Source organism: Pseudolabrys sp., from assembly GCF_035943735.1.
Classification (GTDB): Bacteria; Pseudomonadota; Alphaproteobacteria; order Rhizobiales; family Xanthobacteraceae; genus Pseudolabrys.
Map to the genome: position 1 here is coordinate 57679 of NZ_DASZBV010000021.1, position 25117 is coordinate 82795.

The 25117-nt window shown below is 65.8% G+C and carries 20 protein-coding genes and 1 tRNA gene; 10 read left to right on the forward strand and 11 right to left on the reverse strand.

The features are described from left to right. Nucleotides 1-1017: 1017 nt before the first annotated feature. Together VGV41_RS15980 and VGV41_RS15985 are read left to right on the forward strand one after the other, a co-directional pair. Nucleotides 1018-2739, forward strand: coding sequence for a DUF459 domain-containing protein (locus tag VGV41_RS15980; RefSeq protein WP_326864907.1), 1722 nt, complete (start codon nucleotides 1018-1020; stop codon nucleotides 2737-2739). A 121-nt stretch (nucleotides 2740-2860) separates the two neighbouring features. Further along, complete coding sequence (locus VGV41_RS15985; protein ID WP_326864908.1) at nucleotides 2861-3304, forward strand: response regulator; 444 nt, start codon at nucleotides 2861-2863, stop codon at nucleotides 3302-3304. A gap of 90 nt (nucleotides 3305-3394) precedes the next feature. On the opposite strand, the gene pstS is transcribed toward VGV41_RS15985, so the two are convergent. The 4 genes from pstS to gltB all read right to left on the reverse strand — a co-directional run bounded on the left by pstS (nucleotide 3395) and on the right by gltB (nucleotide 12002). Further along, nucleotides 3395-4420, reverse strand: coding sequence for a phosphate ABC transporter substrate-binding protein PstS (pstS, locus tag VGV41_RS15990; protein ID WP_326864909.1), 1026 nt, complete (start codon nucleotides 4418-4420; stop codon nucleotides 3395-3397). 229 nt (nucleotides 4421-4649) lie between these two features. Further along, complete coding sequence (locus VGV41_RS15995) at nucleotides 4650-5741, reverse strand: calcium:proton antiporter (protein WP_326864911.1); 1092 nt, start codon at nucleotides 5739-5741, stop codon at nucleotides 4650-4652. 89 nt (nucleotides 5742-5830) lie between these two features. Further along, nucleotides 5831-7276, reverse strand: coding sequence for a glutamate synthase subunit beta (locus VGV41_RS16000; RefSeq protein ID WP_326864912.1), 1446 nt, complete (start codon nucleotides 7274-7276; stop codon nucleotides 5831-5833). Between the two features lies 1 nt (nucleotide 7277). Beyond that, nucleotides 7278-12002: a glutamate synthase large subunit gene (gene gltB, locus VGV41_RS16005; protein ID WP_326864913.1), complete on the reverse strand. Its 4725-nt coding sequence runs from the start codon at nucleotides 12000-12002 to the stop codon at nucleotides 7278-7280. A 484-nt stretch (nucleotides 12003-12486) separates the two neighbouring features. Here gltB and VGV41_RS16010 point away from each other — a divergent pair, with 484 nt between their 5' ends. After that, nucleotides 12487-13239 (forward strand): DoxX family protein, encoded by a 753-nt coding sequence (locus VGV41_RS16010; RefSeq protein WP_326864914.1) that lies wholly within the window; start codon nucleotides 12487-12489, stop codon nucleotides 13237-13239. Nucleotides 13240-13241: 2 nt separating this feature from the next. Then, nucleotides 13242-13910, forward strand: coding sequence for a hypothetical protein (locus VGV41_RS16015; protein ID WP_326864915.1), 669 nt, complete (start codon nucleotides 13242-13244; stop codon nucleotides 13908-13910). A gap of 55 nt (nucleotides 13911-13965) precedes the next feature. On the opposite strand, the gene VGV41_RS16020 is transcribed toward VGV41_RS16015, so the two are convergent. Continuing rightward, nucleotides 13966-14421, reverse strand: a complete 456-nt coding sequence (locus VGV41_RS16020; protein ID WP_326864917.1) for an Hsp20 family protein — start codon at nucleotides 14419-14421, stop codon at nucleotides 13966-13968. 248 nt (nucleotides 14422-14669) lie between these two features. Between VGV41_RS16020 and VGV41_RS16025 the strand changes: the two genes are divergently transcribed. Then, the gene (locus tag VGV41_RS16025) at nucleotides 14670-15614 is read left to right on the forward strand and encodes an alpha/beta hydrolase (protein ID WP_326864918.1); all 945 of its coding nucleotides are present in this window, start codon (nucleotides 14670-14672) and stop codon (nucleotides 15612-15614) included. Nucleotides 15615-15695: 81 nt separating this feature from the next. After that, a complete protein-coding gene (locus VGV41_RS16030; protein ID WP_326864919.1) occupies nucleotides 15696-16340 on the forward strand; it encodes a glutathione S-transferase family protein in 645 nt (214 codons plus the stop codon). 10 nt (nucleotides 16341-16350) lie between these two features. Here VGV41_RS16030 and VGV41_RS16035 read toward each other — a convergent pair whose 3' ends face one another. The 3 genes from VGV41_RS16035 to VGV41_RS16045 all read right to left on the reverse strand — a co-directional run bounded on the left by VGV41_RS16035 (nucleotide 16351) and on the right by VGV41_RS16045 (nucleotide 19742). Further along, complete coding sequence (locus VGV41_RS16035) at nucleotides 16351-17400, reverse strand: tlde1 domain-containing protein (protein ID WP_326864920.1); 1050 nt, start codon at nucleotides 17398-17400, stop codon at nucleotides 16351-16353. A 318-nt stretch (nucleotides 17401-17718) separates the two neighbouring features. Beyond that, complete coding sequence (hisN, locus tag VGV41_RS16040; protein ID WP_326864921.1) at nucleotides 17719-18501, reverse strand: histidinol-phosphatase; 783 nt, start codon at nucleotides 18499-18501, stop codon at nucleotides 17719-17721. A gap of 353 nt (nucleotides 18502-18854) precedes the next feature. After that, nucleotides 18855-19742, reverse strand: a complete 888-nt coding sequence (locus VGV41_RS16045) for an N-formylglutamate amidohydrolase (RefSeq protein WP_326864922.1) — start codon at nucleotides 19740-19742, stop codon at nucleotides 18855-18857. 191 nt (nucleotides 19743-19933) lie between these two features. Between VGV41_RS16045 and cpdR the strand changes: the two genes are divergently transcribed. From cpdR to VGV41_RS16060, 3 genes are all read left to right on the forward strand, one after another. Then, nucleotides 19934-20296: a cell cycle two-component system response regulator CpdR gene (cpdR, locus tag VGV41_RS16050; protein ID WP_326865107.1), complete on the forward strand. Its 363-nt coding sequence runs from the start codon at nucleotides 19934-19936 to the stop codon at nucleotides 20294-20296. Nucleotides 20297-20361: 65 nt separating this feature from the next. Next, a tRNA-Val gene (locus VGV41_RS16055) sits at nucleotides 20362-20436 on the forward strand. A 241-nt stretch (nucleotides 20437-20677) separates the two neighbouring features. Further along, nucleotides 20678-22279, forward strand: coding sequence for a carboxylesterase/lipase family protein (locus VGV41_RS16060; protein ID WP_326864924.1), 1602 nt, complete (start codon nucleotides 20678-20680; stop codon nucleotides 22277-22279). Nucleotides 22280-22289: 10 nt separating this feature from the next. Here VGV41_RS16060 and VGV41_RS16065 read toward each other — a convergent pair whose 3' ends face one another. Continuing rightward, nucleotides 22290-22676 carry a RidA family protein gene (locus tag VGV41_RS16065; protein ID WP_326864926.1) on the reverse strand — a complete coding sequence of 129 codons (387 nt, stop codon included), beginning with the start codon at nucleotides 22674-22676 and terminating at the stop codon, nucleotides 22290-22292. 168 nt (nucleotides 22677-22844) lie between these two features. On the opposite strand from VGV41_RS16065, the gene VGV41_RS16070 reads away from it, so the two are divergent. Beyond that, nucleotides 22845-23243 (forward strand): MarR family winged helix-turn-helix transcriptional regulator, encoded by a 399-nt coding sequence (locus VGV41_RS16070; RefSeq protein ID WP_326864927.1) that lies wholly within the window; start codon nucleotides 22845-22847, stop codon nucleotides 23241-23243. A gap of 17 nt (nucleotides 23244-23260) precedes the next feature. Here the strand turns inward: VGV41_RS16070 and VGV41_RS16075 are convergent, their stop codons facing one another. Together VGV41_RS16075 and VGV41_RS16080 are read right to left on the reverse strand one after the other, a co-directional pair. After that, complete coding sequence (locus tag VGV41_RS16075) at nucleotides 23261-24595, reverse strand: MFS transporter (RefSeq protein ID WP_326864928.1); 1335 nt, start codon at nucleotides 24593-24595, stop codon at nucleotides 23261-23263. A 32-nt stretch (nucleotides 24596-24627) separates the two neighbouring features. Then, complete coding sequence (locus VGV41_RS16080) at nucleotides 24628-25116, reverse strand: (2Fe-2S)-binding protein (protein ID WP_326864930.1); 489 nt, start codon at nucleotides 25114-25116, stop codon at nucleotides 24628-24630. Between the last annotated feature and the right edge of the window lies 1 nt (nucleotide 25117).

Genomic DNA, 25117 nt, shown 5'->3' on the forward strand with positions numbered 1-25117 from the left:
CACCGGCAAGGAATGAAAAAAGCGAACGGCACGGGCCGATCGCAACCGGTGCGCCGCAAACGCCTGAAGGCCGACTGAAATCGTAGTGCAGGCTGCGGCGATTACGCTTAGGGACAGGAGGGCTCACGGTTCGCCCTCCCGCGCGACATTATCGCGATTCGCGATTGCGCCTGATTTCGTCATCCTAAAGGAGTCCTGCGAAACGCGCGGGTCTCAAAGGAATTGTGAGTCTTATTTGTCCCGGCCGCCCCTCACCATGGGGGACAAAGTCGGAAGCTTGCCGCGCCGCAGCACGAAATCTTTTAATAGGACTATTGACCGATCCTATCTATCCAGTCTATTATTCCCATCGTCCACTCCGGCCGAGGGCGCCATCATGAGGCGTCAGGATGACGGGAGTGCCTTTACGGGGCCGATACCGGGTAAACCCGGCATCGGCGATGCGGTGCCCGCGGGTTCGGCAATACGCATGTCGAATCCCCGGGCGGCGACGGGGCTCCACTCGCAGGCACTAGGACCTGCCGCCAGGAGCTGGCTGACAGGCGTGGCTGGTCCACGTTCTCGAAAGCGTGGCCCGTGGCCGTACTGACACCGCTGTGGCGCGCCGAGAGGCGCCCGCATGTTTCGAGAGAGACATGCGGTACTAGGCTGGAAGTGTCGCGCCTGATCGGCGCGCCACACCCTCGGCTTTACGTCGAGGGGGGCAGGGAAGGCCGGCTCACCCGGGGCCGTTCAAACAACACGGGCGATAACCCATGGCTGTTTGACATTCGATTTGAAGAGGGGACAGCGCACCCACATTCTCCGCTCATTCCCGCGAAAGCGGGAATCCAGCTGGGTGGCTCAGCGCTGGGTCCCCGCTTTCGCGGGGACGAACGGGGGAGAGAGGCCGCCGGCGAGGTAACAATATCCCGACCTTCGAGTTGACATTTTCGGCGTGCTATTCACCTGTTGTGAGGGGACGCTCGCCGGCCGCGAAGGCGCCGGCCGCTTCCCGCAAGTCTTTGGGCGATCTTGATGTTTGGCAAATTCCGCGGTTCGCGCTGGGTCCTCGGGGCGCTGATGATGGCGCTGCTCGAAGGCGGCGCGCTGCTTGCCGTCGACATCGCCATGACGTCGCCCGCCCAGGCGCAGTTCTGGAACGACTGGGGCTCGTCGCGGCGCCCGTCGCGCTCGCGCTCCGGCGGCTTCTTCCAGAACCTGTTCGGGCCGGAGGCGCAGCCCTATCCCGATCGCAACGAGCCGCGTTATGGCGAGCCGCGCAGCGCGCCGGCGGTCGACAATGCGCGCGCGCCGGCGCCGCGCAAGACGGACAACAAGGCCGAGCAGGTGGCGCCGACCACCTCGATCGTGGTGATGGGCGACGGCATGGCCGACTGGCTCGCCTACGGTCTCGAGGACGCCTTCGCCGACACGCCCGAGGTCGCCGTCGTGCGCAAGGACCGGCCGCATTCGGGACTGCTGCGCTACGACCCGAAGGACGATCTCGACTGGTGGCACGTCGCGCGCGACATCCTCAATCAGGAGAAGGCGACCTACGTCGTCATGATGCTCGGCGTCTCCGACCGCCAGAACATCCGCGAGCGCGATCTCGCCAAGGAGGCGGCGAAGGACGCCAAGGAGCAGCAGGACAAGAAGGCGGCCGACAAGGCCGCCGACAAGACTGCCGGGAAGACTGCCGACAAGACCGGCAACGCCGATCAGCCCGCCGACGAGGAGGGCGCCGAGTCGAAGCCAGCAAAGAAGGCCGCGAACGGCGTCGTCGAATTCGAGAGCGAGCAGTGGGAGAAGATCTACGACCGCCGCATCGACGACACCATCGCCGCGCTCAAGTCGAAGGGCGTGCCGGTGTTCTGGGTCGGGCTGCCGCCGATCCGCGGCGCCAAGTCGACGGCGGAGACGAGCTATCTCAACAATCTCTACCGGCAGCGCGCCGAACGCGCCGGCGTCGTCTACATCGACGTGTGGGACGGCTTCGTCGACGAGGGCGGCAAGTTCACCACCTTCGGTCCCGACTATGAAGGCCAGAAGCGCCGCCTGCGCTCGGCCGAGGGCGTCTATTTTACCAAATACGGCGCGCGCAAGCTGGCGCATTACGTCGAGCGCGAGGTTCGCCGCTACATGAGCAATCGCGTGGTGGCGCTGCCGACCTCGCCGCTGACGCCGACGCCGGAGAATGGCAAGCCGGCCGCGCGGCCGCTTGCCGGGCCGGTGGTGCCGCTGACGGTGCTCAACACCACCAGCGACGAGCTGGCCGGCGGCAAGAGCCCGTCGCGCATCTACGGCGACGCCACCGCGACCGAGGTGCTGGTGAAGGGCGATCCGCTGTCGCCGCAGCCCGGCCGCGCCGACGATTACGCCTGGCCGCCGGGCAGCGCCGCCACCAGGCCGGCCGCGACTCCCGCACCCGCCAGGGCGCCTGCGCCGGGCGCCGCCCTCGCGCCGCCGCCCGCCGCCGTGGCTTCGACCGCGCCGGCCGCCGCACCGGCGCCGGCTGTTCCTGCGAGGGCGCCGTCGACGCCGGTGATTGCAAATCCCGAGCCGGCGGAGCCCCCGCCGCCCGCGCCGAAGGCCAATGAGCCAAAGCAGGCGGCGAAGCCGCCGGTGCGCGATCAGCGCAAAATGCGTGAGGCGGAAGCCGAGCGGCGCGCCCGCGAGGGCCGTCCGGTGCCGCCGCGCAACGTGCAGCGCTCGAACGATCCGTTCGGCCGCGGCGGCCTCTTCGGCATCTTCCGCTAGACGTCGTTCTCTTCACGAATGCGTGTCGGGCCGGCCGCTCCGGCGGCGTCCCCCCGGGATTTAACAATTCCTAAAGCCGGAGGTGCGATGGTGCGGCATTCATCCACGCCGCCTGTCCCCCATGCCCGACCTGTCACTGCCCGCGCTCGTCGTCGACGACTTCGCCACGATGACCCGCATCATGACCAACCTCCTGAACCAGATCGGCTTTCAGGACGTCGATGCGTGCCTGAGCGGCGAGGAAGCGCTCGGCAAGGTCGCCAGCCGCAGATACGGACTGATCCTGTGCGATCTCGAAATGGATCCGATGAACGGCGCGGAATTCGCGCGCCGCGTCCGCATCGGTCCGCCGGTCAACGACTGTCCGATCCTGCTGACGACGGCGAGCCGCGAGAGCGCGGCGCAATGCGTCCGCGACGGTGTGCACGAGTTCGTCAACGGCTTCATTCTCAAGCCGTTCAAGGCGGCCGATCTGCAGCTCAAGCTGGCGGAGATCGACGAGAAGCTGCGCGTGAAGAAACGCCAGCGCGCGCAGGAGCCGCTGATCGAGCGGCCGGGATCCTGACGGCGCACATAAAAAGGAGGCCGGATTTGCATCCGGCCTCCAAGGAGCAGGCTGGAGTGAGCCTGTGCTCGCCCCCGAAGTCGTCGGCGCTTATTTCATCGCCATGTCGATGCCGAGATTGGCCTTCCAGTAGGTTTTGATCGCCGACACCGTGCTCGCCGGCAGCGGGCCGAAGGCGATATCGGTCGCCATCTTCTGGCCGTGCTCGAAGCCCCAGTCGAAGAACTTGGTGACGCTCTCGTTGGTCGCCTTCGGCGCATCCTTGCGCAGGATCTGCCAGGTGCAGCCGGAGATCGGCCAGGTGTCGTCGCCGGGCTGGTTGGTCAGGATGACGTAGAAGTCCTTCGCCTTGGTGAAGTCCACGTGCCCGGCGGCGGCCTGGAAGCCCTGGAGGCTCGGGCTCACGGTCTTGCCGGCGCTGTTGATCATGCGCGCGTAGGACAGCTTGTTCTCGAGGATGTAGGCGTACTCGACGTAGCCGATCGCACCCGGCAGCTTCTGCACGTAAGCGGAGACGCCTTCATTGCCTTTGCCGCCGACGCCGGTCGGCCAGGCGACCGAGGTGTTGGCGCCGAGCTTGGTCTTCCACTCGGGGCTGACCTTCGAGAGATAGTCCGCGAAGGTGAAGGTCGTGCCGGACGCGTCCGAACGATGCACGACGGTGATGGCCGTGTCGGGCAGCTTCACACCGGGGTTCAGCTTGGCGATGGCCGCATCGTTCCACTTCTTGATCTTGGCCATGTAGATGTCGGCAACGACCGGACCGGACAGAACGAGCTTGCCGGGCTCGATGCCGGGCAGATTGTAGACCAGGTCCTCGCCGGCGATCGCGGTCGGGAACTGGATCAGCTTGTTCTTGGAGAGATCGTCGGGCGTGAGCGGCATGTCGCTCGCGCCGAACGCCACGACGCCGCTTTCGATCTGCTTGATGCCGCCGCCGGAGCCGATCGAGGCATAGTTTACCTCGGTGCCCGTCTTCTCCTTGTACGCCGCCGCCCATTTGGCGACGAGCGGGTAGACCCAGGTGCTGCCGGCGCCGGTAATGGTTTCGGCATGGGCCGTCGCCACGAGCGAGACGCTCGCCATAGCAAGGGCCGCGATAAAGGTGTGACGCATGGAGAGGCTCCCTCTGAGTAACCGGCCTCTCGGGTGTCGCCCTTCTCCCGGGCCGGTTATGCGCCAGTAATGCCGCCAATGTTACAGGCATATGACACACCGTCATGAACGGGATGACACCCGCTGGCGCACACCGTCACAGACACAAAGGTCCGGCGTAAAACACCGGGCCGTCGGGGTTTTTCCGTTTGTCGGGGAATGCGCTCGGCGCGGCAGGCCGGCGTCGGCTTCACTGCTGAATGAGCAGCATCACGAAGGCGGCGAACAGCACGACGTGCACCGCGCCCTGCAGCACATTGGTACGGCCGCTGGCGAAGGTGACGACGCTGACCGCAAGGGTCAGCAACAGAAGGACGTCGCTGGCCCCGGGCAGACCGAAATAGATCTCGTGCCTGGTGAGGTAGCTCACCAGCAGCATCGCCGGGACGGTCATCCCGGTCGTCGACAGCACGGAGCCGAGCGAGATGTTGATCGAGCGTTGCATCTGGTTGGCCATGGCCGAGCGGATGGCGCCGATCGCCTCTGGCGTCGCGACCAGCACTGCGATGATGACGCCGCCGAGCGCCGCCGGCAGTTGCAGCGTCTCGATCAGATAGTCGACCGGATGCGCGAATTGTTCGGCAAGGAAGACGACGGGCAGGATGTAGGCGACGAGCAGCCCGCTGTGCCAGTACAGCGAAGATGCGGCGCGCGGCAGCGCCGGTGGCGGCGTCTCGTCGGCGCCGTCGCTGGTGAAGTAGCCGCGGTGACGGCCGGTCTGCACGGCGAGGAAGGCGAGATACAGCCCGCAGGCGATCACCAGCAGGAATGCCTGTTGCGCGAACGACAGGGTCGGTCCCGGGGTCGTGGTGGTGAAGTTCGCCAGCGTGAGCGTCAGCACGGCCAGCGGGATGATGACACCGAGATAAGCGTTGGCGCCCTGCAGGTTGTAGTGCTGCTCACTGTGGCGCCAGCCGCCGAGCAGCAGCGCCGCGCCGACGACGCCGCCGAGCAGGATCATCACGATCGAGAACAGGGTATCGCGCACCAGCGTCGGGTTGTTCGCGCCGTGCAGCATCACCGCCGAGATGCTCATCACCTCGATGGCGGTGACCGAGAGCGTCAGTACCAATGTGCCGTAGGGCTCGCCGAGGATTTCGGCGACGTGATCGGCGTGACGCACCACCGCCAGCGCGGACGCAAGCACAACGCCGAACAGCCACAAGAAAATGAGGGCGAACCAGCCGGGCTGGGCCAGACGCGCGAACAGCGCCTCGCCCCAGATCGCGAAGGCGGCGCACGTCACGAGGCTGGCGGCAAGGAGCCATTCCCCCCCGGCCAATCGGGCTGCGTGTGTGACGCCGTCGCCTTTCACATTCCGGCCCGCACGTAGCGCGCCGGACGGGTTGTCCGGCGCGGAGTTGGACGCCTCTAGCGCGGCAGCGTGGTGGATCCCATCAGGAACCTGTCGACCGCGTGCGCGCACTGGCGCCCTTCGCGGATCGCCCACACGACCAGCGATTGGCCGCGCCGCATGTCACCGGCGGCGAACACCTTCGGCACCGAGGTGAGGTAGCCGGTGGTGTCGGCGGAGACGTTGCCGCGGTTGTCGAGCGCAACGTCGAGCGACTTGAGCAAGCCCTCGTGCACCGGGTGCACGAAGCCCATGGCGAGAAGCACGAGGTCGGCCTCGATCTCGAACTCGCTGCCCGGCACCGGCTTGAACTTGGCATCGACGTGCGTGCAGTGCAGCGTCTTCACTTGGCCGTTCTTGCCCTCGAACTTCTGCGTCAGGACGGCGAACTCGCGCGCGGCGCCTTCTTCGTGGCTCGAGGAGGTGCGCAGCTTCATGGGCCACAGCGGCCAGGTCAGCTCCTTGTTCTCGTGCTCCGGCGGCTGCGGCATGATCTCGAAATTGACGACCGACACGGCGCCCTGCCGGATGGAGGTGCCGATGCAGTCGGAACCGGTGTCACCGCCGCCGATGACGACGACCTTCTTGCCGGTCGCGAGGATCGGCGCGACGTCGCCCTGCGCTTCGCCGGAAACGCGACGGTTCTGCTGCGGCAGGAAATCCATGGCGAAGTGGATGCCCTTGAGGTCGCGGCCGGGGATCGGCAGGTCGCGCGGCGTCTCGGCGCCGCCGGCAAGCACGACCGCGTCGTGATCCTTCACCAGGGTCTCGACCGGCAGCGTCACGCCGACATATGCGTTGTAGTGGAAGGTCACACCCTCCGCCTGCATCTGCTCGACGCGGCGGTCGACCACGACCTTCTCCATCTTGAAGTCGGGAATGCCGTAGCGCAGCAGCCCGCCGGCCTTCGCCCAGCGCTCGTAGACGTGCACGTCATGGCCGGCGCGGGCAAGCTGTTGCGCGCACGCCATGCCCGCTGGACCTGAGCCGACGATCGCGATCTTCTTACCGGTCTTGTGTGCCGCGATTTCCGGCTTGGTCCAACCGTTCTCCCAGGCACGCTCCGCGATGGCGTGCTCGATGGTCTTGATGGTGACCGGCTCCTCGATGATGTTGAGCGTGCAGGACGCTTCGCACGGCGCCGGGCAGATGCGTCCGGTGAAATCAGGGAAATTGTTGGTCGAGTGCAGATTGCGCGCCGCCTCTTCCCACTGGCCGCGATAGATCAGATCGTTCCAGTCGGGGATCTGGTTGTTGACCGGGCAGCCGGTCGGCTGACCGGTCATGCGGCTGGTGCCGTGGCAGTAGGGCACGCCGCAATCCATGCAGCGCGCCGCCTGCTTGCGCAGCTCGTCCTCAGGCAGCGGCAGAACGAACTCGCGATAGTGACGAATGCGCGTCTCGACCGGCTCGTAGTCGCGGTCGTTGCGCTCGAATTCCAGAAAGCCGGTGACCTTAGCCATTTTACTCCGCGGCCTGCATCGTGGCGGCCTTCTCCTTTGCCATCTCAGCGAGCGCGCGGCGATATTCGACCGGCATCACTTTTCTGAACATGGGACGATAGCGGTTCCAATCGGCGAGTATCTCGGCGGCGCGCTTCGAACCGGTGTAGCGCGCGTGGTCCGAGATCAGCTTGTTGAGCCGCGCGGCGTCATTGTTGGTGAGGTCGCCCATCACGTCGACGCGGCCGTGCGATTCCAGATCATTGTAGTGGCCGTACTCGGTCTCGGCGACCGCCTCCTCGTCCGGCACCGGCTCGAGCGCGACCATGGCCATGTTGCAGCGGCTCTCGAACGTATTGTCCTCGTCGAGCACGTAGGCGACCCCGCCGGACATGCCGGCCGCGAAGTTGCGGCCGGTCTTGCCGAGCACGACCACGACGCCGCCGGTCATGTATTCGCAGCAGTGGTCGCCGGAGCCCTCGACGACGGCGATGGCGCCCGAGTTGCGCACGGCGAAGCGCTCGCCGGCGACGCCGCGGAAGTAGCACTCGCCGGCGATGGCGCCGTACATCACGGTGTTGCCGACGATGATCGAGTCCTCCGGCACGATGCCGGCATCGGCGGTCGGGCGGATGACGATGCGGCCGCCGGACAGGCCCTTGGCGACATAGTCGTTGGCATCGCCCTCGAGCTCGAAGGTGATGCCACGCGCCAGCCAAGCGCCGAACGACTGTCCGGCGGTGCCGGTGAAGCGCACGTGGATGGTGCCGTCCGGCAGGCCGTCATGGCCGTAACGCTTGGCCACTTCGCCGGAGAGCATGGCGCCGCAGGCGCGGTCGGTGTTGCGGATGACGGCCTGCAGCCGCACCGGTGCGCCGCGATCGAGCGCCGCCTGAGATTCCGCGATCAGCTTGCGGTCGACGATGTCCTTGATCTTGTGATCCTGCCGCTCGCAGTGATGGACGGCGACGCCCTTGCCGGCCTGCGGCTTGAGGAACAGCCTGGAGAAGTCCAGGCCCTTCGCCTTCCAGTGCTCGATCAGCTTGCGCTGGTCGAGCATCTGCATCTGGCCGACCATTTCGTCAAAGGTGCGATAGCCGAGCTCGGCCATGATCTCGCGCACTTCCTCGGCGACGAAGAAGAAGTAGTTGATCACATGCTCGGGCTGGCCGGTAAAACGCTTGCGTAACACCGGGTCCTGCGTGGCGACGCCGGTCGGGCAGGTGTTGAGGTGACACTTGCGCATCATGATGCAGCCGACGGCGATCAGCGGCGCGGTGGCGAAACCGAACTCGTCGGCGCCGAGCAGCGCGCCAACGACGACGTCGCGCCCGGAACGGATGCCGCCGTCGACCTGCACGGCGATGCGACTGCGCAGTTTATTGGCGACCAGCGTCTGGTGCGTCTCGGCGAGGCCGATCTCCCACGGGGAACCGGCGTGCTTGATCGAGGTGAGCGGCGAAGCGCCGGTGCCGCCCTCGAAGCCGGAGATGGTGACGTGGTCGGCGCGGGCCTTGGAGACGCCGGCGGCGACGGTGCCGACGCCGATCTCGGATACGAGCTTCACCGACACATCGCCGGCCGGGTTGACGTTCTTCAAATCGAAGATGAGCTGCGCCAGGTCTTCGATCGAGTAGATGTCGTGGTGCGGCGGCGGCGAGATCAGGCCGACACCCGGGGTCGAATGGCGCACCTTGGCGATGGTCTTGTCGACCTTGTGGCCGGGCAGCTGCCCGCCTTCGCCGGGCTTGGCGCCCTGCGCCATCTTGATCTGCATCATGTCCGAGTTGACGAGATACTCGGCGGTGACGCCGAAGCGGCCCGAGGCGACCTGCTTGATCGCCGAGCGCATCGAGTCGCCGTTCGGCAGCGGCTTGAAGCGGTCCGCTTCCTCGCCGCCTTCGCCGGTGTTCGACTTGCCGCCGATCCGGTTCATGGCGATGGCGAGCGTGGTGTGCGCCTCGCGCGAGATGGAGCCGAACGACATCGCGCCGGTCGAGAAGCGGCGCACGATGGCCTTGGCCGGCTCGACTTGGTCGAGCGGCACCGGCTTGCGGCCGTCTTCTTCCGCCGTCTTGATGCGGAACAGGCCGCGGATGGTGAGCAGCCGCTCGTTCTGGTCGTTGATGAGCTGCGCGAAGGCCCGGTACTGGTCCTGGCTGTTGCCGCGCACGGCGTGTTGCAGCCGCGACACGGTCTCCGCGGTCCAGACGTGCTGCTCGCCGCGCACGCGCATGCCGTATTCGCCGCCGACGTCGAGCATCGAGCGATAGATCGGCGCGTCGGAGAAGGCGTCGCGATGGCGGCGCACGGTCTCTTCGGCGATCTCGGGAAGGCCGACGCCTTCGACGCGGGTGTGCGTACCGGTGAAGTAGAGGTCGACGAAGTCCTGCTTGAGGCCGACGGCGTCGAAGATCTGCGCGCCGCAATAGGACTGGTAAGTGGAGATGCCCATCTTGGACATCACCTTCAGGAGTCCCTTGTCGATCGCCTTGATGTACTTTTTGACGATCTCCTTGTCGTCGGCCGCCTTGCCCGGCAGCTCGTCCTTCATCGCGATCAGCGACTCGAAGGCGAGGTAGGGGTTGATCGCTTCGGCGCCGTAACCGGCGAGGCAGGCGAAGTGATGCACCTCGCGCGGCTCGCCCGTCTCCAGCACCAGGCCGACGGAGGTGCGCAGGCCTTTGCGGATCAGGTGATGGTGCACGGCGGCGCAGGCGAGCAGCACCGGAATCGGGATGCGGTCGGCCGAGGTCCTGCGGTCGGACAGGATGATGATGTTGCAGCCGTTGCGCACGGCCTCTTCGGCGCGCTCGCACAGATCGTCGATCGCCCAGGCCATGCCGTACGAATTGTGTTCGGCCGGATAGGTGATGTCGAAGGTGCGCGACTGGAAATGCGACTCGCTCATCTGCGAGATTTCGCGGATCTTCTCCAGATCGTCATTGGTGAGGATCGGCTGACGGACCTCGAGCCGCTTGATCGTGGAGGTGCCTTCCAGATCGAAGATGTTCGGCCGCGGCCCGATGATCGAGACGAGGCTCATGACGAGCTCTTCGCGGATCGGGTCGATCGGCGGGTTCGTTACTTGCGCGAAGTTCTGCTTGAAGTAGGTGAACAGCGACTTCGACTTGTCCGACAGCGCCGAGATCGGCGTGTCGTTGCCCATGGAGCCGATCGCTTCTTCGCCGGTGGTGCCCATCGGCGTCATCAGGATCTTGATGTCTTCCTGCGAATAGCCGAAGGCCTGCTGGCGATCGAGCAGCGACAGGTTCGAGATCGGCGCCTTGTTGGCGGTGCCCGGCATGTCCTCGAGCACGAGCTGCGTGTTCTTCAGCCACTCCTTGTAGGGATGGCTCTTGGCGAGCGTCGCCTTCAATTCGTCGTCGGGAATGAGCCGGCCCTCGTCGAGGTCGACGAGCAGCATCTTGCCCGGCTGCAGGCGCCACTTCTTGACGATGTCCTTTTCCGCGATCGGCAGCACGCCCATCTCGGAGGCCATGACGATGCGGTCGTCGCGCGTCAGGAAATAGCGCGCCGGGCGCAAGCCGTTGCGGTCGAGCGTGGCGCCGATCTGGCGGCCGTCGGTGAAGGCGAGCGCGGCCGGGCCGTCCCACGGCTCCATCAGCGCGGCGTTGTATTCGTAGAAGGCGCGGCGCTCCTCGTCCATGAGCGGGTTGCCCGCCCAGGCCTCCGGCACCATCATCATCATCGCGTGCGCGAGCGAGTAGCCGCCCTGCACCAGGAACTCGAGCGCGTTGTCGAAGCAGGCGGTGTCGGACTGGCCTTCATAGGAGATCGGCCACAGCTTCTCGATGTCCTTGCCGAACAGCGGCGAGGAGACCGAGGCCTGCCGCGCCGCCATCCAGTTGACGTTGCCGCGCAGCGTGTTGATCTCGCCGTTGTGCGCGAGATAGCGGTACGGATGCGCCAGCGACCAGGTCGGGAAGGTGTTGGTCGAGAAGCGCTGGTGCACCAGCGCCAGCGCGCTCTCGAAATCCGGATCGTGCAGGTCGGAATAATAGGTGCCGAGCTGGTCGGCGAGGAACATGCCCTTGTAGATCACCGTGCGGCAGGAGATCGACACCGGGTAATAGCTCGCGACGCGCCGCTCGCGCTTCTTGTAGACGGCGTTCGAGATCGCCTTGCGCAGGATGTAGAGCTTGCGTTCGAAGGCGTTCTCGTCGAGCTTCTTCTTGCCCTTGCCGATGAACACCTGCATGTGCTTCGGCTCGGTCGGCTTCACCGACTCGCCGAGCGTGGAATTGTCGGTCGGCACGTCGCGCCAGCCGAGCAAAGTGAGCCCCTCGCGCGCGACCATCTCCGCGTAAATATCGCGGATGATCTGCCGCCAGCTCGGCTCCGTCGGCAGGAACAACTGGCCGATGGCGTATTCACCGGGCGCGGGCAGGGAGAAGCCTGCTTCCTGCGCCTTTTTGGCGAAGAACTTGTGCGGGATCTGCACGAGGATGCCCGCGCCGTCGCCCATGCGCGGGTCGGCGCCGACGGCGCCGCGGTGCTCGAGGTTGCACAGGATGCGCAGACCGTCCTCGACGATCTGGTGCGACTTGCGGCCCTTGATGTCGGCGATGAAGCCGACGCCGCAGGAATCCTTGTCCAGCGACGGGTCGTAGAGGCCCTGCGGCAGCGGCGTGCCCGGATCGAGCGTGGCCGTGCGCGAAAGTTTGGCGTCGCGAGCGGCGAACTCGCGTTGAAGAAAACCTGCGCCCGTCTTTCGCTCAGTCATTTTGGCCCTGCCTCCGCCGCGGTTGTCACTCCGCCGGCGTACCCGTCTCGTCCGCGGCGCCTCTTCCGCCGCGTGCCAAGCACAACCGTTCCCGAGAAGGGGGCCGTCGTCCGGCCTGTCACCGGAGCGATCTGCCCCCGCTTCGCGTCCCGCCGATGCCGCCCTGCACTCTGGAGACCGGTATCGGCCGACGCCATTAGGACAGCATTGCTGTCCTAATGGACCATGCCAAATTTTGCCTTGCCGCACAAGGCCGGTCCACGGCGGAATCGCGTCGACGCGTCGTTTTCTTGCGGCCGCGTCTCGCTCTCCGGCAATAAGAGGACCACGTGTCGGCGGCGCGCGCAATGCCGTTGCGGCGGGCTCAACCGCGGCGTCCTGCGTCAGCACGCGGCGGGGTTAACCGTTTAATCGTGAATCCGGGAAAAGCCCGTATTCATGCGGCTTTTCGCTATGGTCGGCGCGAAAAGCACGGAGCGTTGCCATGAGCGACCAACTCGCGGCTGCCGCGCAGCCGCTCTCCGGCGAGGTTGCCATGTCGCGGCTGGCGGACAAGCTCGCGACCTTGGCGCCGCCGCCGCTGGAACTGTCCCGCATGCAGGCGGTGTCGATGCCGCGGCCGTCGCCGGCCGTCAGCAAGGCGCTGAGTACCAGCCAGGCCATCGCCGCCCGCGCCGCCGAGCGGGCGCGCCGGTCGCGCTCGGTCGTCGGCATGACCGTAGACGGCTTCATCGCCGCCTGTTCCTGCGTGCCCTTCGCGCTGGTGGCGCTGGCGCTGCGGCTGGTGATGGCGCGCATCTTCTTCCTCGACGGCCAGAGCCGCATCGACGGCCCGGCGGTCTCGCTGCACCTGCCGACCCAACTGCCGTTCCTGTCGAACCTGCCGTTCCGGCTGCCGGCCCTCGATTTCTCGATGGTGCTGCCGCTGCACGTGAAGGCCGACACCTTCGCCGACTTCCTCACGCAGTATCCGCCGATCCCGCTGCCGCCGGCGATCGCCGCCTATGCCGTCAGCTATGCCGAGTTCGTGCTGCCGATCTGTCTGGTGCTCGGCTTCGCCACGCGCTTCGCTTCGCTCGGTCTGCTGATGATCACCGGCCTGATTGCCGTGTTCATCGTGCCGCAGATTTTCTGGGGCGAGCACATCTACTGGGTGTCGATCCTCCTGGTGCTGATCTCGCTCGGCGGCGGCGCATTGTCCTTCGACAACATCATCCGGCTGATCGCGCGGCGCTGACCATGGGCAAGGGCCGGCACAAGACTGCGGTTCTCGCCTTCGCCACGGTGTTCGGTTTTGCCGCGCCGATGACGCTCTACGCAGCCGGCGCGCGCTATCTCGATCCGGCGAGTACGCCGGCCGACGCGATGCCGGCCTACGAGATCGTCACGCGCGTGCGCGAAATGGCGCTCGAGCCGGCCAGCCGGCCGATGCGGCGCGGCTCCTATTACGTGCTGCACGCCTATGATCGGCGCGGCGTCGAGATGCGTGTCGTCGCTGACGCGCAGCTCGGCGATATCCTGTCGGTGGCGCCGGTGCGGCCGGTCGCCGCCACCGCGCCTCTGCACAGCGGACCGCGCATCATCCATGTGCCGGGCCCCGAGGACGACCAGGCGACGGCGGAGCCGTCCGACGCAGCGGATGCCGGCCCGCCCGATGACGTCGAGGATGTCGCGCCGCCGCCGCGCGTGCGCAAGCAGGCGCCGCTGCGCCGTCATCCCTTCAGCAGCGCGCCGAAGCCCGATGAGCATCGCGCGGTGCTGACCGCGCCGCCGCCGCAGGCGAGCGCGGATACGCTCACGCCAATCTACCCGACGCCGAAATTCTCGCGCGAAGACAAGGCGGAGAAGTTCACCGCGCCGCCGCCGGCCTCGGCGCCGGTCGCGCGCGACGAAGCCCCCAGCCAATAAAAAAAGCGCCCCGGGGGCATCCGGGGCGCTTCTCGTTTTGGAAGGTTCGAAACCGTTAGGCCGCGACCTTCGCGTCGACAACCTGCGGCTGGGCCGCAGTGTTGGCGATCGGGATCTGCCGCGGCTTCTTCGCCTCGGGAATCTCGCGGACGAGATCGACGTGCAGCAGGCCATTCTCGAGCTTCGCGGCCTTCACGACCACGTAGTCGGCGAGCTGGAACACGCGCTCGAAGGCGCGCGCGGCGATGCCCTGGTAGAGCACCTCGCCGTTCTGCTCGTCCTTGGCCTGCTTGGCGCCCTTGACCGTCAGCGTGTTGTCTTTCGCCTCGATCGACAGGTCGCCTTCGCCGAAGCCGGCGACAGCAATGCTGATGCGGTAGTCGTTCTCACCGGTGCGCTCGATGTTGTAGGGCGGGTAGCCCGGAACACTGTCGAAGCCGTCCAGCATCGAGAAGAGCCGGTCGAAACCGACGGTGGAACGATAAAGGGGAGCAAGATCGAACGTACGCATGGCATATCCTCCATGTTGAGCGATACGCGGTGGCCCGCCGTCATGGCCGGACCAGACCGTGCGCAGCCGTCATTGGCCTGCGCGACCCTTGATGTAGGAACGGCAATTTTGGCCCGCAAGGGGCCGCCGCCATGCGCCAAATCGCTGAATTTCCGGGGGAATCCCGGCAGGGGCCGGAACCGGCGATTGAGGCCGCGTGCGACCCTGCTATAACCGCAGGGAAGGGCCGCAGCGGCCCGCGGCCGTCCATGAAACTCGTCTCCATCCCCGCCAATCCGGTTCCCGACCAGGTCGTCACCGGCTCCATCAAGACGCCGGACGGCGTCAATTTGCGCTTCGCACGCTGGGCCCCGCCGCCCGGCCGCAAAGGCACCGTCGTCGTGCTGCAGGGGCGCGCCGAGTACATCGAGAAATATTTCGAGACGGTGCGCGACCTGCGCGCGCGCGGCTTCGCGGTGGCGACGTTCGACTGGCGCGGTCAGGGCCTGTCCGATCGCGCGCTCACCGACCGGCGCAAGGGACACGTGCGCAATTTCTCCGAATACCTGACCGATCTCGAAGCCATCATGGAGCAGGTGGTGCTGCCTGACTGCCCGCCGCCGATCTTCGCGCTCGGCCATTCGATGGGCGGGGCGATCGCCATCCGCGCCTGCCACGACGGCAGCCGCTGGTTCGAGCGCATGGTGCTGTCGGCGCCAATGATCGCGCTGCCGTCGAGCGCCAAGATGGCCTTCGCCGGACCGCTGGCGCGCACGTTGCGGCTGTTCGGTACCGGCCGCGCCTATGTGCCGACCAACGATGCCAACGCGGTCGGCAAGCAGCCCTTCCTCGGCAACGTGCTTACCTCCGATCCGGTGCGCTACGCGCGCAACGCGGCAATTCTGGAAGAAGAGTCCGAGCTCGGCCTCGGCGCGCCGACGGTGTCCTGGGCCGACGCGGCGCTGCGGCTGATGAAGCGCTTCACCGATCCGAGCTATGCCGGCCGCATCCGCCAGCCGATCCTGATGGTTGCCGCCGGCCGCGACGAGGTCGTGTCGACGCCGGCGATTGAGGCCTTCGGCTCGCAATTGCTCGCCGGTCGCCATCTTATCCTCGCCGGCGCCAAGCACGAGATCCTGCAGGAGCTCGATGGCTATCGCGGGCAGTTCTGGGCGGCCTTCGACGCCTTCGTGCCGGGCACACCGCGCTACTGACGCGGACGTGTCTTGCGGAGCCTACGCGATCCGCATCAGATGGCCACAAGCAGATTAGTCAAATTTCATCGGGAGAAAGCAATGGACGTCGTTCTCTACTACGCGCCGATCGCCTGTTCGCTGGTGCCATACGTCACCCTGACGGAGGCGAAGGCAAAGTTCACGGTGCACCCGATCAATCTGCGTAAGGGACAGCAGAACGCGCCCGACTACTTGCGGCTCAATCCGAAGCACAAGGTGCCGCTGCTCGTCGTCGACGGAAAGCCGCTGACCGAGAATGTCGCCATCCAGCAGTGGATCGCGCGCAATTTCCCCGCGGCGAAGCTGCTGCCGACCGATCCCTGGCAGGAATTGCAGGCGATCTCGGTGATGTCGTGGTGCGCGTCGGGCATTCACCCGGTGCTGTCGCGCGTGCACGCGCCGATGAAGATCTGCGACACCCCGGGTAGCGAGGAGGGCGTGCGCCGGATGGCGCAGGAGACGATCTTCGAGGCCTACAAGGTCGCCGACGCGATGCTCGCCGGACGCGAGTATTTCTTCGATCATTTCACCGCCGCCGACGCGCACTTCTTCTGGTGCTTCCGCCGCGGCTACCAGTTCAAATTCGACCTGTCGGGGTTCGCCAACTGCGTGGCGCATTTCGAGCGCATGAAGACGCGCGCGAGCGTGCAACAGGTCCTCGCGTTCGAAGAGAAGGTGATGGCGGAATTCGCGGCGGCGGCCTGAACGCCGCCGCTCAGCCGGCCTGGGCCACGGTGGTGGCGGCAGGGGTGGCCGGCGCCGCGGGCACCCGCGGCAGCACGATCAACTGGTCGATCTCACCGCTGGCGAAGGCCTGCAGGAACTTCGTGTAGTCCTTGAAGGACACGCAGCCGTTCGATTGGCCGTTCGGGCCGAGCATGTAGGTGTGCGCCAGCATTCCGTCGCGGCCGTACATCTGCGCGTCCTCGCCGACCGGCGTCAGCCGCAGCGCCTTCACGCCGTGGAAGAGCTTCTCACGCAGCGTGAGCTTGTAGATGTTCGGCGGCGTCACGCCGCGATCCTTGCGCGCGTAGGATTGCGGATCGTCGAGCCATTGGCCGTAGCCGGAATGCGCCTCGAGCGCCTCACCGTTCGGCAGATAAACGACGTGCGCCGCGATGTCGTAGATCGCAGCCTTCGGATTGGCGACGAACAGCGCCTTCACGTTCGGCTTTTCCGCCGGCCTGAAGATGTGGCTGAGGAAACTGAAGAAGCCGGTCGATGCGGGCTTCTGCTCGGCCGTCTGCGGCGCCTGCTCCGGCTGTGCCGGAACCGGAATCGGCCGCACGTTGCTTTTTGCCAGCGGCGTGGCACCGGCCGGATGCGTGCGCGGCATCGGCACGAGATCGGCTTCGCGCTGGGCCTGGGTCTGCGGCTGCGTGTTGCGCGCGGCGACGATCGGCGCCGGCATCGGCAAGGCTGCCAAGTGATCGGCGGGTGCGACAGGGCGCACGAATAAAGTCGAAAGGCCGCCGGCCGGTGACCACACATAGGCCGTGTCCGGCGACAAGGTCGGATCGGTCTGCAAAGCGAACCGGTCGTCGAACGTCAGCGTGGTCTTCGCGCGTTCGGAGAAGTCGGGCGAGGCGGGCGCGGCCTCGTGACCGGTCTGCGGCGTGATCACCGACAGAGCGGAGTCGACCTTCGCCGCGACGTACGCCGGACGATAGGTCCCGTGCATCCATGTCAGTGCGCTGCCAACCAGCGCGGCCATGAAGGTGCCGGTCGCAATCGTTCCGAAGCCGACCAGGGTGGCTCCAGACATGAACTGACTGTTTCTGCGCGCCGCGAACAAACGCTGCGGAAGCGCGGGCAGGACGTACGTATCGGCCATTACTGAAGGTCTGATCCCCGATGGAACGCCGCGGGCCGGGGGGCCGGCTCACGACGCTTCGCAGCATAGCAAGCTGGGCAACCATGGAGGAATTATGGTGCCAAGGCCACAGGCAAGTTTTTTCGGTGTGGGCCGTACCATTTGCCGGTGCGGTTAATGCGCCATGTCAGCGACCTGACCGACCACGACGGCATCGTATTTCCGCCGCGGCATCAGGAGGCAGGCGCAAGCGAGCCGGCCTTCGGCGCCTTACGCGTGGTGCAGGAATTCGAGCGCGGCGGCGTGCACGCGCTTGTCGCCGGCGACGACGATACGGCCGCCTGCCTGCGCCGGGCCGTTCTCCCACGTCGTCATGATGCCGCCGGCGCCGGTGACGATCGGGATCAGCGCGACGACGTCGTGCGGCTTCAATTCGGTCTCGATGATGAGGTCGATCTGGCCGGCCGCCAGCATGCAGTAGGCGTAGCAATCGCCGCCGTAGCGCGAGAGTTTCACCTTGTCCTCGACGCGCTTGAAGATGGCGCGGTCCGCCTCATTCATCAGAAGCGGGGAGGTGGTGAACATCAGCGCGTCGCCGATGGAATCGCAGGCACGCACACGCAGATCGCGATTTCCCGCCGGACCGCGGTAGCGCGCGGCGCCGCCGTCACCGGAGAAGCGCTCGCGCGTGAACGGCTGGTGCATCATGCCGAACACCGGCTCGCCCAGCCGCGTGAGGCCGATGAGCGTGCCCCATGCCACCATGCCGGCGATGAACGACTTGGTGCCGTCGATCGGGTCGAGCACCCAGACATATTCGGCATCGGCGCGCTCGCTGCCGTATTCCTCGCCGAGGATGCCGTGCGCCGGGAAGTTCTCGCGGATGAGGGCGCGCATGGCGTTCTCGGCGGCGCGGTCGGCGGCGGTGACGGGGTCGAAGCCGCCGGCCTTCTTGTTCTCCACCGCCAGCGCGGTGCGGAAGAAGGGGAGGATGGTGTCGCCGGACGCGGTGGCGAGCTGGTCGACGAAGTTGGTGAAATCGACGGCGGTCATTCCTGTCGTCCCGGCCGAAGCCTTCCCTGGCGCCACGCAAGCGGAGCCAGCGTGCCGAAGTACCTCAAAAATGCAAAGCTCATCCGGCAGGTAGGGGACTATTGGCAGTGAATCTGTGGCTGGTGAGTGACTATTCCACCCATTCCACAGAGCAATCGTCCGGATTTCGGTTCCCAGCTATGCGATAAAATCATGGGTTTTGGACCATTCGCCCTTGATTTTTGTGCGTCGCGGTGTAAGTTATTGCAATGCGGTAGCGAGAGCTATCGCTGCCCTCCTTGGGCGTTTCCTCCCTAGACTTGGGCCGCTTGCACCCGCGAGCGGCCCCTTTTTTTATCCCGCATCAGTGTTCGTTATTCAGCGGCCGCGCGATAGGGGCGCAGCTCGTCGACCGGAATGTCGCCGAGGCGCCGCGCCAATGCAGTCATGTCGGCAGCGAGCTGAGCGAAATTCTCCGTGTGCTGATACCGCCGCTCATCCATGTACAGGGCGCGGTTGATCTCGAGCTGGATGGCGTGCAGGCCGGCCGCCGGATTGCCGTAGTGCTCGGTGATGAAGCCGCCGGCATAGGGTTTGTTGCGGCTGACCGTATAGCCGAGGCCGCGCAGGGTCTGTTCGACCACGTCGCCGACGAGGCCGATGCAGCTCGTGCCGTAGCGGTCGCCGAGCACGAATTCGGGGCGCGGCCGCTCGTCGCGATGGCCAGCGTTCGACGGCATCGAATGGCAGTCGACCAGCACCGCCGCGCCAAACTCGCGGTGCAGCCCGGTGAATAGCCGGCGCAGCGCGCGGTGGTAGGGCTTGTACAGGCTGTCAATGCGGGCGAGCGCGTCGTCGACCGGAATGCGCTGGTCGTAGATCTCCTGGGCGTCGCCGACCACGCGCGCGACGGTGCCTAGCCCGCCAGCCACCCGCATCGAGCGGGTGTTGGCGAAGGAGGGCAGGCGGCCTTCGAACATGCGCGGATCGAGCTCGTACGGCTCGCGGTTGACGTCGACGAAGCAGCGCGGGAAATGCGCGCGCATCATGGGGTAGCCCTCGACGACGACGCCGGCGATCAGCTCGTCGACGAAGCTGTCCTCGGAGCGGCGCAGCGTCGGGATGTCGAGGCGCGAGGCCTCCAGGAAGGCGCGCGGATAGTGCGAGCCCGAATGTGGCGAATTGAACAGGACGGGGCCGCGGCAGACCGTCGGTTCGATGATTTCGAACGGCGGGTCGAGCTCGTCGCGGGGTGCGCTCATGGCTGGTGACGGCCCTCAGGCTGGTCGGGTAGGCTCAAGGAGCGGGCGAAAGCCCGCCCAGGCGGGGTATTGTCCGATGGCGGGGTGACAATTCCAAGCCTGGCTTTCGGTTCACCCGATGTTTACCGGGTACAAGTGTTATAGGGCGCTGCGCCGGTTGGGGCCGGCTGCGACCGGGGTACTTGGGGATGATGTCAAAAATCCTGCTGGCTGAAGACGATACCGACATGCGGCGGTTCCTGGTGAAGGCGCTGCAGAACGCCGGCTTCGAGGTCACCTCGTACGACAACGGACTTTCGGCCTATCAGCGGCTGCGCGAGGAGCCGTTCGAACTGCTGCTCACCGACATCGTCATGCCGGAGATGGACGGTATCGAGCTCGCCCGTCGCGCCGCGGAACTCGATCCCGATATCAAGATCATGTTCATCACCGGCTTCGCCGCGGTGGCGTTGAACCCGGATTCCAGCGCGCCGAAGCAGGCCAAGGTGCTGTCGAAGCCGATCCACCTGCGCGAGCTGGTCACCGAAGTGCAGAAGATGCTGGCGGCGGCCTGATCCGGCGCGCCCTTGCCGGGCCCTTGCCTCGCCGGGGCCCAGCCGATAAGACCACCCCCCTGGATGGGCGCGTAGCTCAGCGGAAGAGCACCTCCTTGACATGGAGGGGGTCACAGGTTCGATCCCTGTCGCGCCCACCATCCCCCCAAGACATCATCAGCGCGTGGCCTTTTCGCCGTCGCCAGCTCCGGTCGCCGCGTACCGTTCTTTGCGGGTCGTCGCGCCGCCGCCTACCGCAACAGCGCATGCGCCGCGCTGGTGCAGTTGCGCCGCGTTGACGCCCACAGAGTTCGTCGTACAATCAGACGATCATTCAAAAAGACTAACGTCCTAATTGCCCAAAAATCCGGACTTTCGATAGTCATCAAGGGGAGGCACGCGATGCCGAAGCGCTCCGGCCGCCGGCTGAACGGCAGGATTTCGATGATGGCGGCGGCGGTCGTCGCGACCGCGTGCGTCGTGTCGGCTGTACGGGCGGCCGACCTCACTCGCCCGGTGCACGTCGCAACCGGAGACCTGCAAGGCAAGGTCGTCGGTGGCGTCGATGAATTTCTCGGCATTCCCTATGCCGCTCCGCCGGTCGGCGATCTGCGCTGGCGGCCGCCGGCCGCGCCGGCATCCTGGTCCGGCACGCGGCACGTGACGGCATTCGCAAATTCCTGCGCGCAGCCCTCGCGCGGCATCTTCGCGGCGCCCAGCAATAGCGAGGACTGCCTCTATCTCAACGTCTTTATGCCGCACGGGTCGGACGCAGCGGCCAAACTGCCGGTCATGGTCTGGTTCTACGGCGGCGGTCTGTTCAGCGGCGAAAGCAACGATTACGACGGTAGCAAGCTGGCGCAGCGCGGTCACGTCATCGTCGTGACGTTGAACTTTCGGGTCGGCGCGCTCGGTTTCCTGTCCGTCCCCTCGCTCAACAACGAAGGTCATCCGCACGTCAACTACGGCATCATGGATCAGCAGGCGGCGCTGCGCTGGGTCAAGCAGAACATTGCAAGCTTCGGCGGCGATGCCGGCAACGTGACGATCTTTGGCCAGTCGGGCGGCGGGACCGCCGTGATGGCGAACCTGCAATCGCCAACCGCGAAGGGCCTGTTCCATCGTGCCATCAATGAGAGTGGTACGCACATCACCGTCGTCACGCCGGAAGCGGAACTGAAGGCCGGCGAGGCGTTCGCCAAGCAGGCTGGTTGCCCGGACGCCGCGGCGGCGTGTCTGCGCAATCTGAGCATCAGGCAGATCTTCGAGCATCAGGCGCCGGTTGTGCATCTCGTGACCGAGTTTCCCTCGGCCGACGGCACGATCATCACCGACGACGCGCCACACGCCTACCGCACCGGCAATTTCAATCACGTGCCGATCCTGACCGGGCTGGTTCAGGACGAGCAATCCTTCTTCATGCCTGAAACGCAACGCGGGGCGCCACCGCTGACGGCCGACGGCTACGAGAAATTCCTGGGCTCGATGGGCGCTGCGCACAAGGTGGCCCTGGCGCAGAAATATCCGATGTCGAAGTACGAAAGCCCGAGTCTCGCGGAGATCGCGGTCGCGCAGAAATTCAAGGCGTGTACTGCGCGTCTGCTCGACAATGACTGGACGAAATATGTTTCAGTCTATGCCTATGAATTCCGCGATCGGACGGCGCCGTCCTACTATCCGCCCACGAGCTTTCCGATGCGCGCCTATCATACGGCGGAGCTGTTGTATCTCTTCCCGCTGTTTCATGGCGGGCAGGGCACACCGCACCCGCTGAATGCCAAACAGGAAAAACTTTCGGACCTGCTGGTCGACTACTGGACGTCATTCGCACGCAATGGCGTACCGACGGCAAAAAGCGGCGATCTGTCCTCCGACGCGTGGACGACGTATTCGGCGCAGTCCGAGAATATCCAGTATCTCGAACTCACCGGCGGTCACCAGCATCCGGGATACGGCCAGATGCACGACTGCTCGTTCTGGCAGGACATCCTGCCGTACAAGTGACGCGCGCCGTTCAGGCGAGCGCCACTGCCTCGACCTCGATCTTGAAGCCGTAGTGTAGCACCGGTACCGGCACCACCGCGCGCGCCGGTCGCGCGGCGCCGGCCCAGGCCGCGTACAAGGTATTGAACTGCGGCCACAGCGCGATGTCGGTGACGTAGACGCGCACCTGCACCAGTTTGTCGATGCCGCTGCCCGCCGCAACGAGTGCGCGCGCAACATTGTCGAGCACCTGCCGCGTCTGCTCCTCGAAGCTCGCATCGGCGAGCTTGTTGCCGTCGGGTGCGATCGGCAATTGCCCGGAGACGAAGACAAAACCGCCGGCGACGGCGGCGTGGCTGTAGTGGCCCCCGGGCGCCGCGCTGTCGCGCGGGTCGATGCAGTTGATGGCGTTGCTCATGGTCGTTTCGGGCTTTCTTGCGTGCGTTTGACCCGCGGGGCAAAACGGTTAGGGTGCCGTCATAGACCGAATTCAGGCGCGATGAAAAGAATGACTGGGGAAGCCAACCGGACCAGGGTCGTTTGGACAAGACCCGGCTTCCTCGTCCGCCGGCTGCATCAAATCCACATGGCGATCTTCCTGAAGGAATGCGCGGCCGAGCAGGTCACGCCGATCCAGTGGGGCATCCTGACCATCGTCAAGTCGCAGCCCGGCGTCGGCCAGGTCGAACTGGCCGAGGAGTTGGGCCTCGACCGCTCCAACGTCGCCAATGTCGTCGATCGCCTCACGCGCCGCGGTGTCCTCAAACAGACCGTAAGCAAGCTCGACCGGCGCAAGCGCTCGATCGCGATCACGCCGAAGGGCGTGACGCTGATGGCGCGCTTTCAGCCCAAGGCCGAGCGCGCGCAACGCCGGCTGCTCGAGGTTTTGAGCAAGCAGGAGCGACAGCAGTTCATGAGCTTGCTGTCACGCCTCGTCGACCAGAATAACGAATTCAGCCGCGCGCCCATCCGCCTCGACGAATAGCCCGCGGTTTCGAGGCCTCACGCCGGCAGTGAGCGCCCGCGTGTCTCCGGCAGGAACGGCGCGCAGGCGATGCCGACGATGTAGATCGTGGCCAGCACCATCGCCGCACGGCCGAAGCCGCCGAAGTGCACGATCATCGTGCCGGCGAGCAGCGGCCCGAGAAAGGCGATGAAGCGCGGCGCATTGAACGCGAAGGCGAGCGCGGTGGCCCGCATGCGCGTCGGATAGAGCTCCGGCAGCCACACCGGCATCCACGTGTACTGGCCGTTGCTGAAGAACGCATTCACGCAGGTGAGGACGAGCAGCAGCGTGAGGTTCTGCGTCCAGAAGAACAGCACCGGCGTGAATACAAGTGCCAAGATGAAATAGACGATCGTCACCGGCTTGCGGCCGAAGGCGTCGGCCAGGAACCCCAAACTAATGTAGCCGAGCACGGAGCCGATCGTATAGGCCATGCCGGCATAACTCGCCCATTGCGCGGCCGGCAGCCCGGACTTTGCGGCAATGCCGGCGACGAATGGCGGCACCCAGGTGGAGATGCCCCAGAAGCCGACCGTGGTGGTGAGCGACATGAAGAAGACGAGGATCGTCTGCTTGCGGATGGACGGATCGCTGAAGAGATCGACGAGCGTGAAGCGCGCGAGCTTCTCTTCGGACTCGCTCAACGTGTGGCCCGCGCGCTTCTGTTCGAGCACCGCGCGGCGCCGCGCGTCGGCTTTCTCCCACAGATGCGATTCGGGGATCGAACGCCGGATATACAACGTGAGCAGCGCAGGCAGCACGCCGATCAGGTACATATAGCGCCATGCGCCGGCGCTGACGGGGCTGATGAACAGCCACACGAAGGAGGCGACGAAGAATCCGATGCCGAGGCCGCACTGCATCAACCCGGCGCCCTTGGCGCGCGCATTGTCGGGCCACAGCTCGGCCATCATGGACGAGCCGGTCGCCCATTCCGAGCCGATGCAGATGCCGACGAGGAAGCGCAGGACGGCGAACGAAATCCAGTCGAAGGACAGCGCGCTCAGGCCGGTCGCCACCGAATAGGTCAGCACGGCGATGATCATCATGCGCTTGCGGCCGATATAGTCGGCGAGGACGCCGCCGATCATGCCGCCGATGCCCCAGCCGAGCAGAGTGATGGCGATGACCAGCCCGGCGAAGACGGGAATCTGCGCATACTCGTTCGGATGCAGCAGTTGATGCAGTGCCGGTCCGACCGTCAGGATCAGGGCGTAGGTCTCGAAGCCGTCGAATAGCCAGCCGAGATTGGACGCGAAAAGCGTGTTCCACTGGGCGCGATTGAGCGAGCGATACCAGGGGATGTCAGTCGAACCCGCTACAGCGCTCATCCTTCACTTCCCCGTATATGCTTTGCACGTCGTCAGGCGGCGACTGTCTTCCGCTTGGTCGCGGCGAGCTTCACGGCGCGGACAATTTCCGGATAGGCGGCGCAGCGGCAGAGATTGCCGGCGAGATAGTGACGAATCTGGTCGTCGTCGGGCGAGGGATGCGCGTCGAGCAGTTTCTTCGTCATCAACACGAAGCCGGGCGTGCAGAAGCCGCACTGGAAGGCGCCGGCTTCGATGAAGGCCTCCTGCACCGGATCGAGCTTGTCGTCCGATGCGAGCCCTTCGACGGTCTGGACCTTGGCGCCGTCGACGAACGCGGCGAGGTAAAGACAGCCGGACACCGGCTTGCCGTTCACCACGACGGTGCAGCAGCCGCACAGGCCCTGCGCGCAGCTTTCGCGCGCGCCGAACAGGTCGAATTCGTTCTGCAGGAGCTCGACCAAGGTGTGATGCGTCGCGACCTCGGCGGTGACCGGGCGGCCGTTGAGCTCGAAGCTGATGGTTTTTTTCTGCGGGCTCATC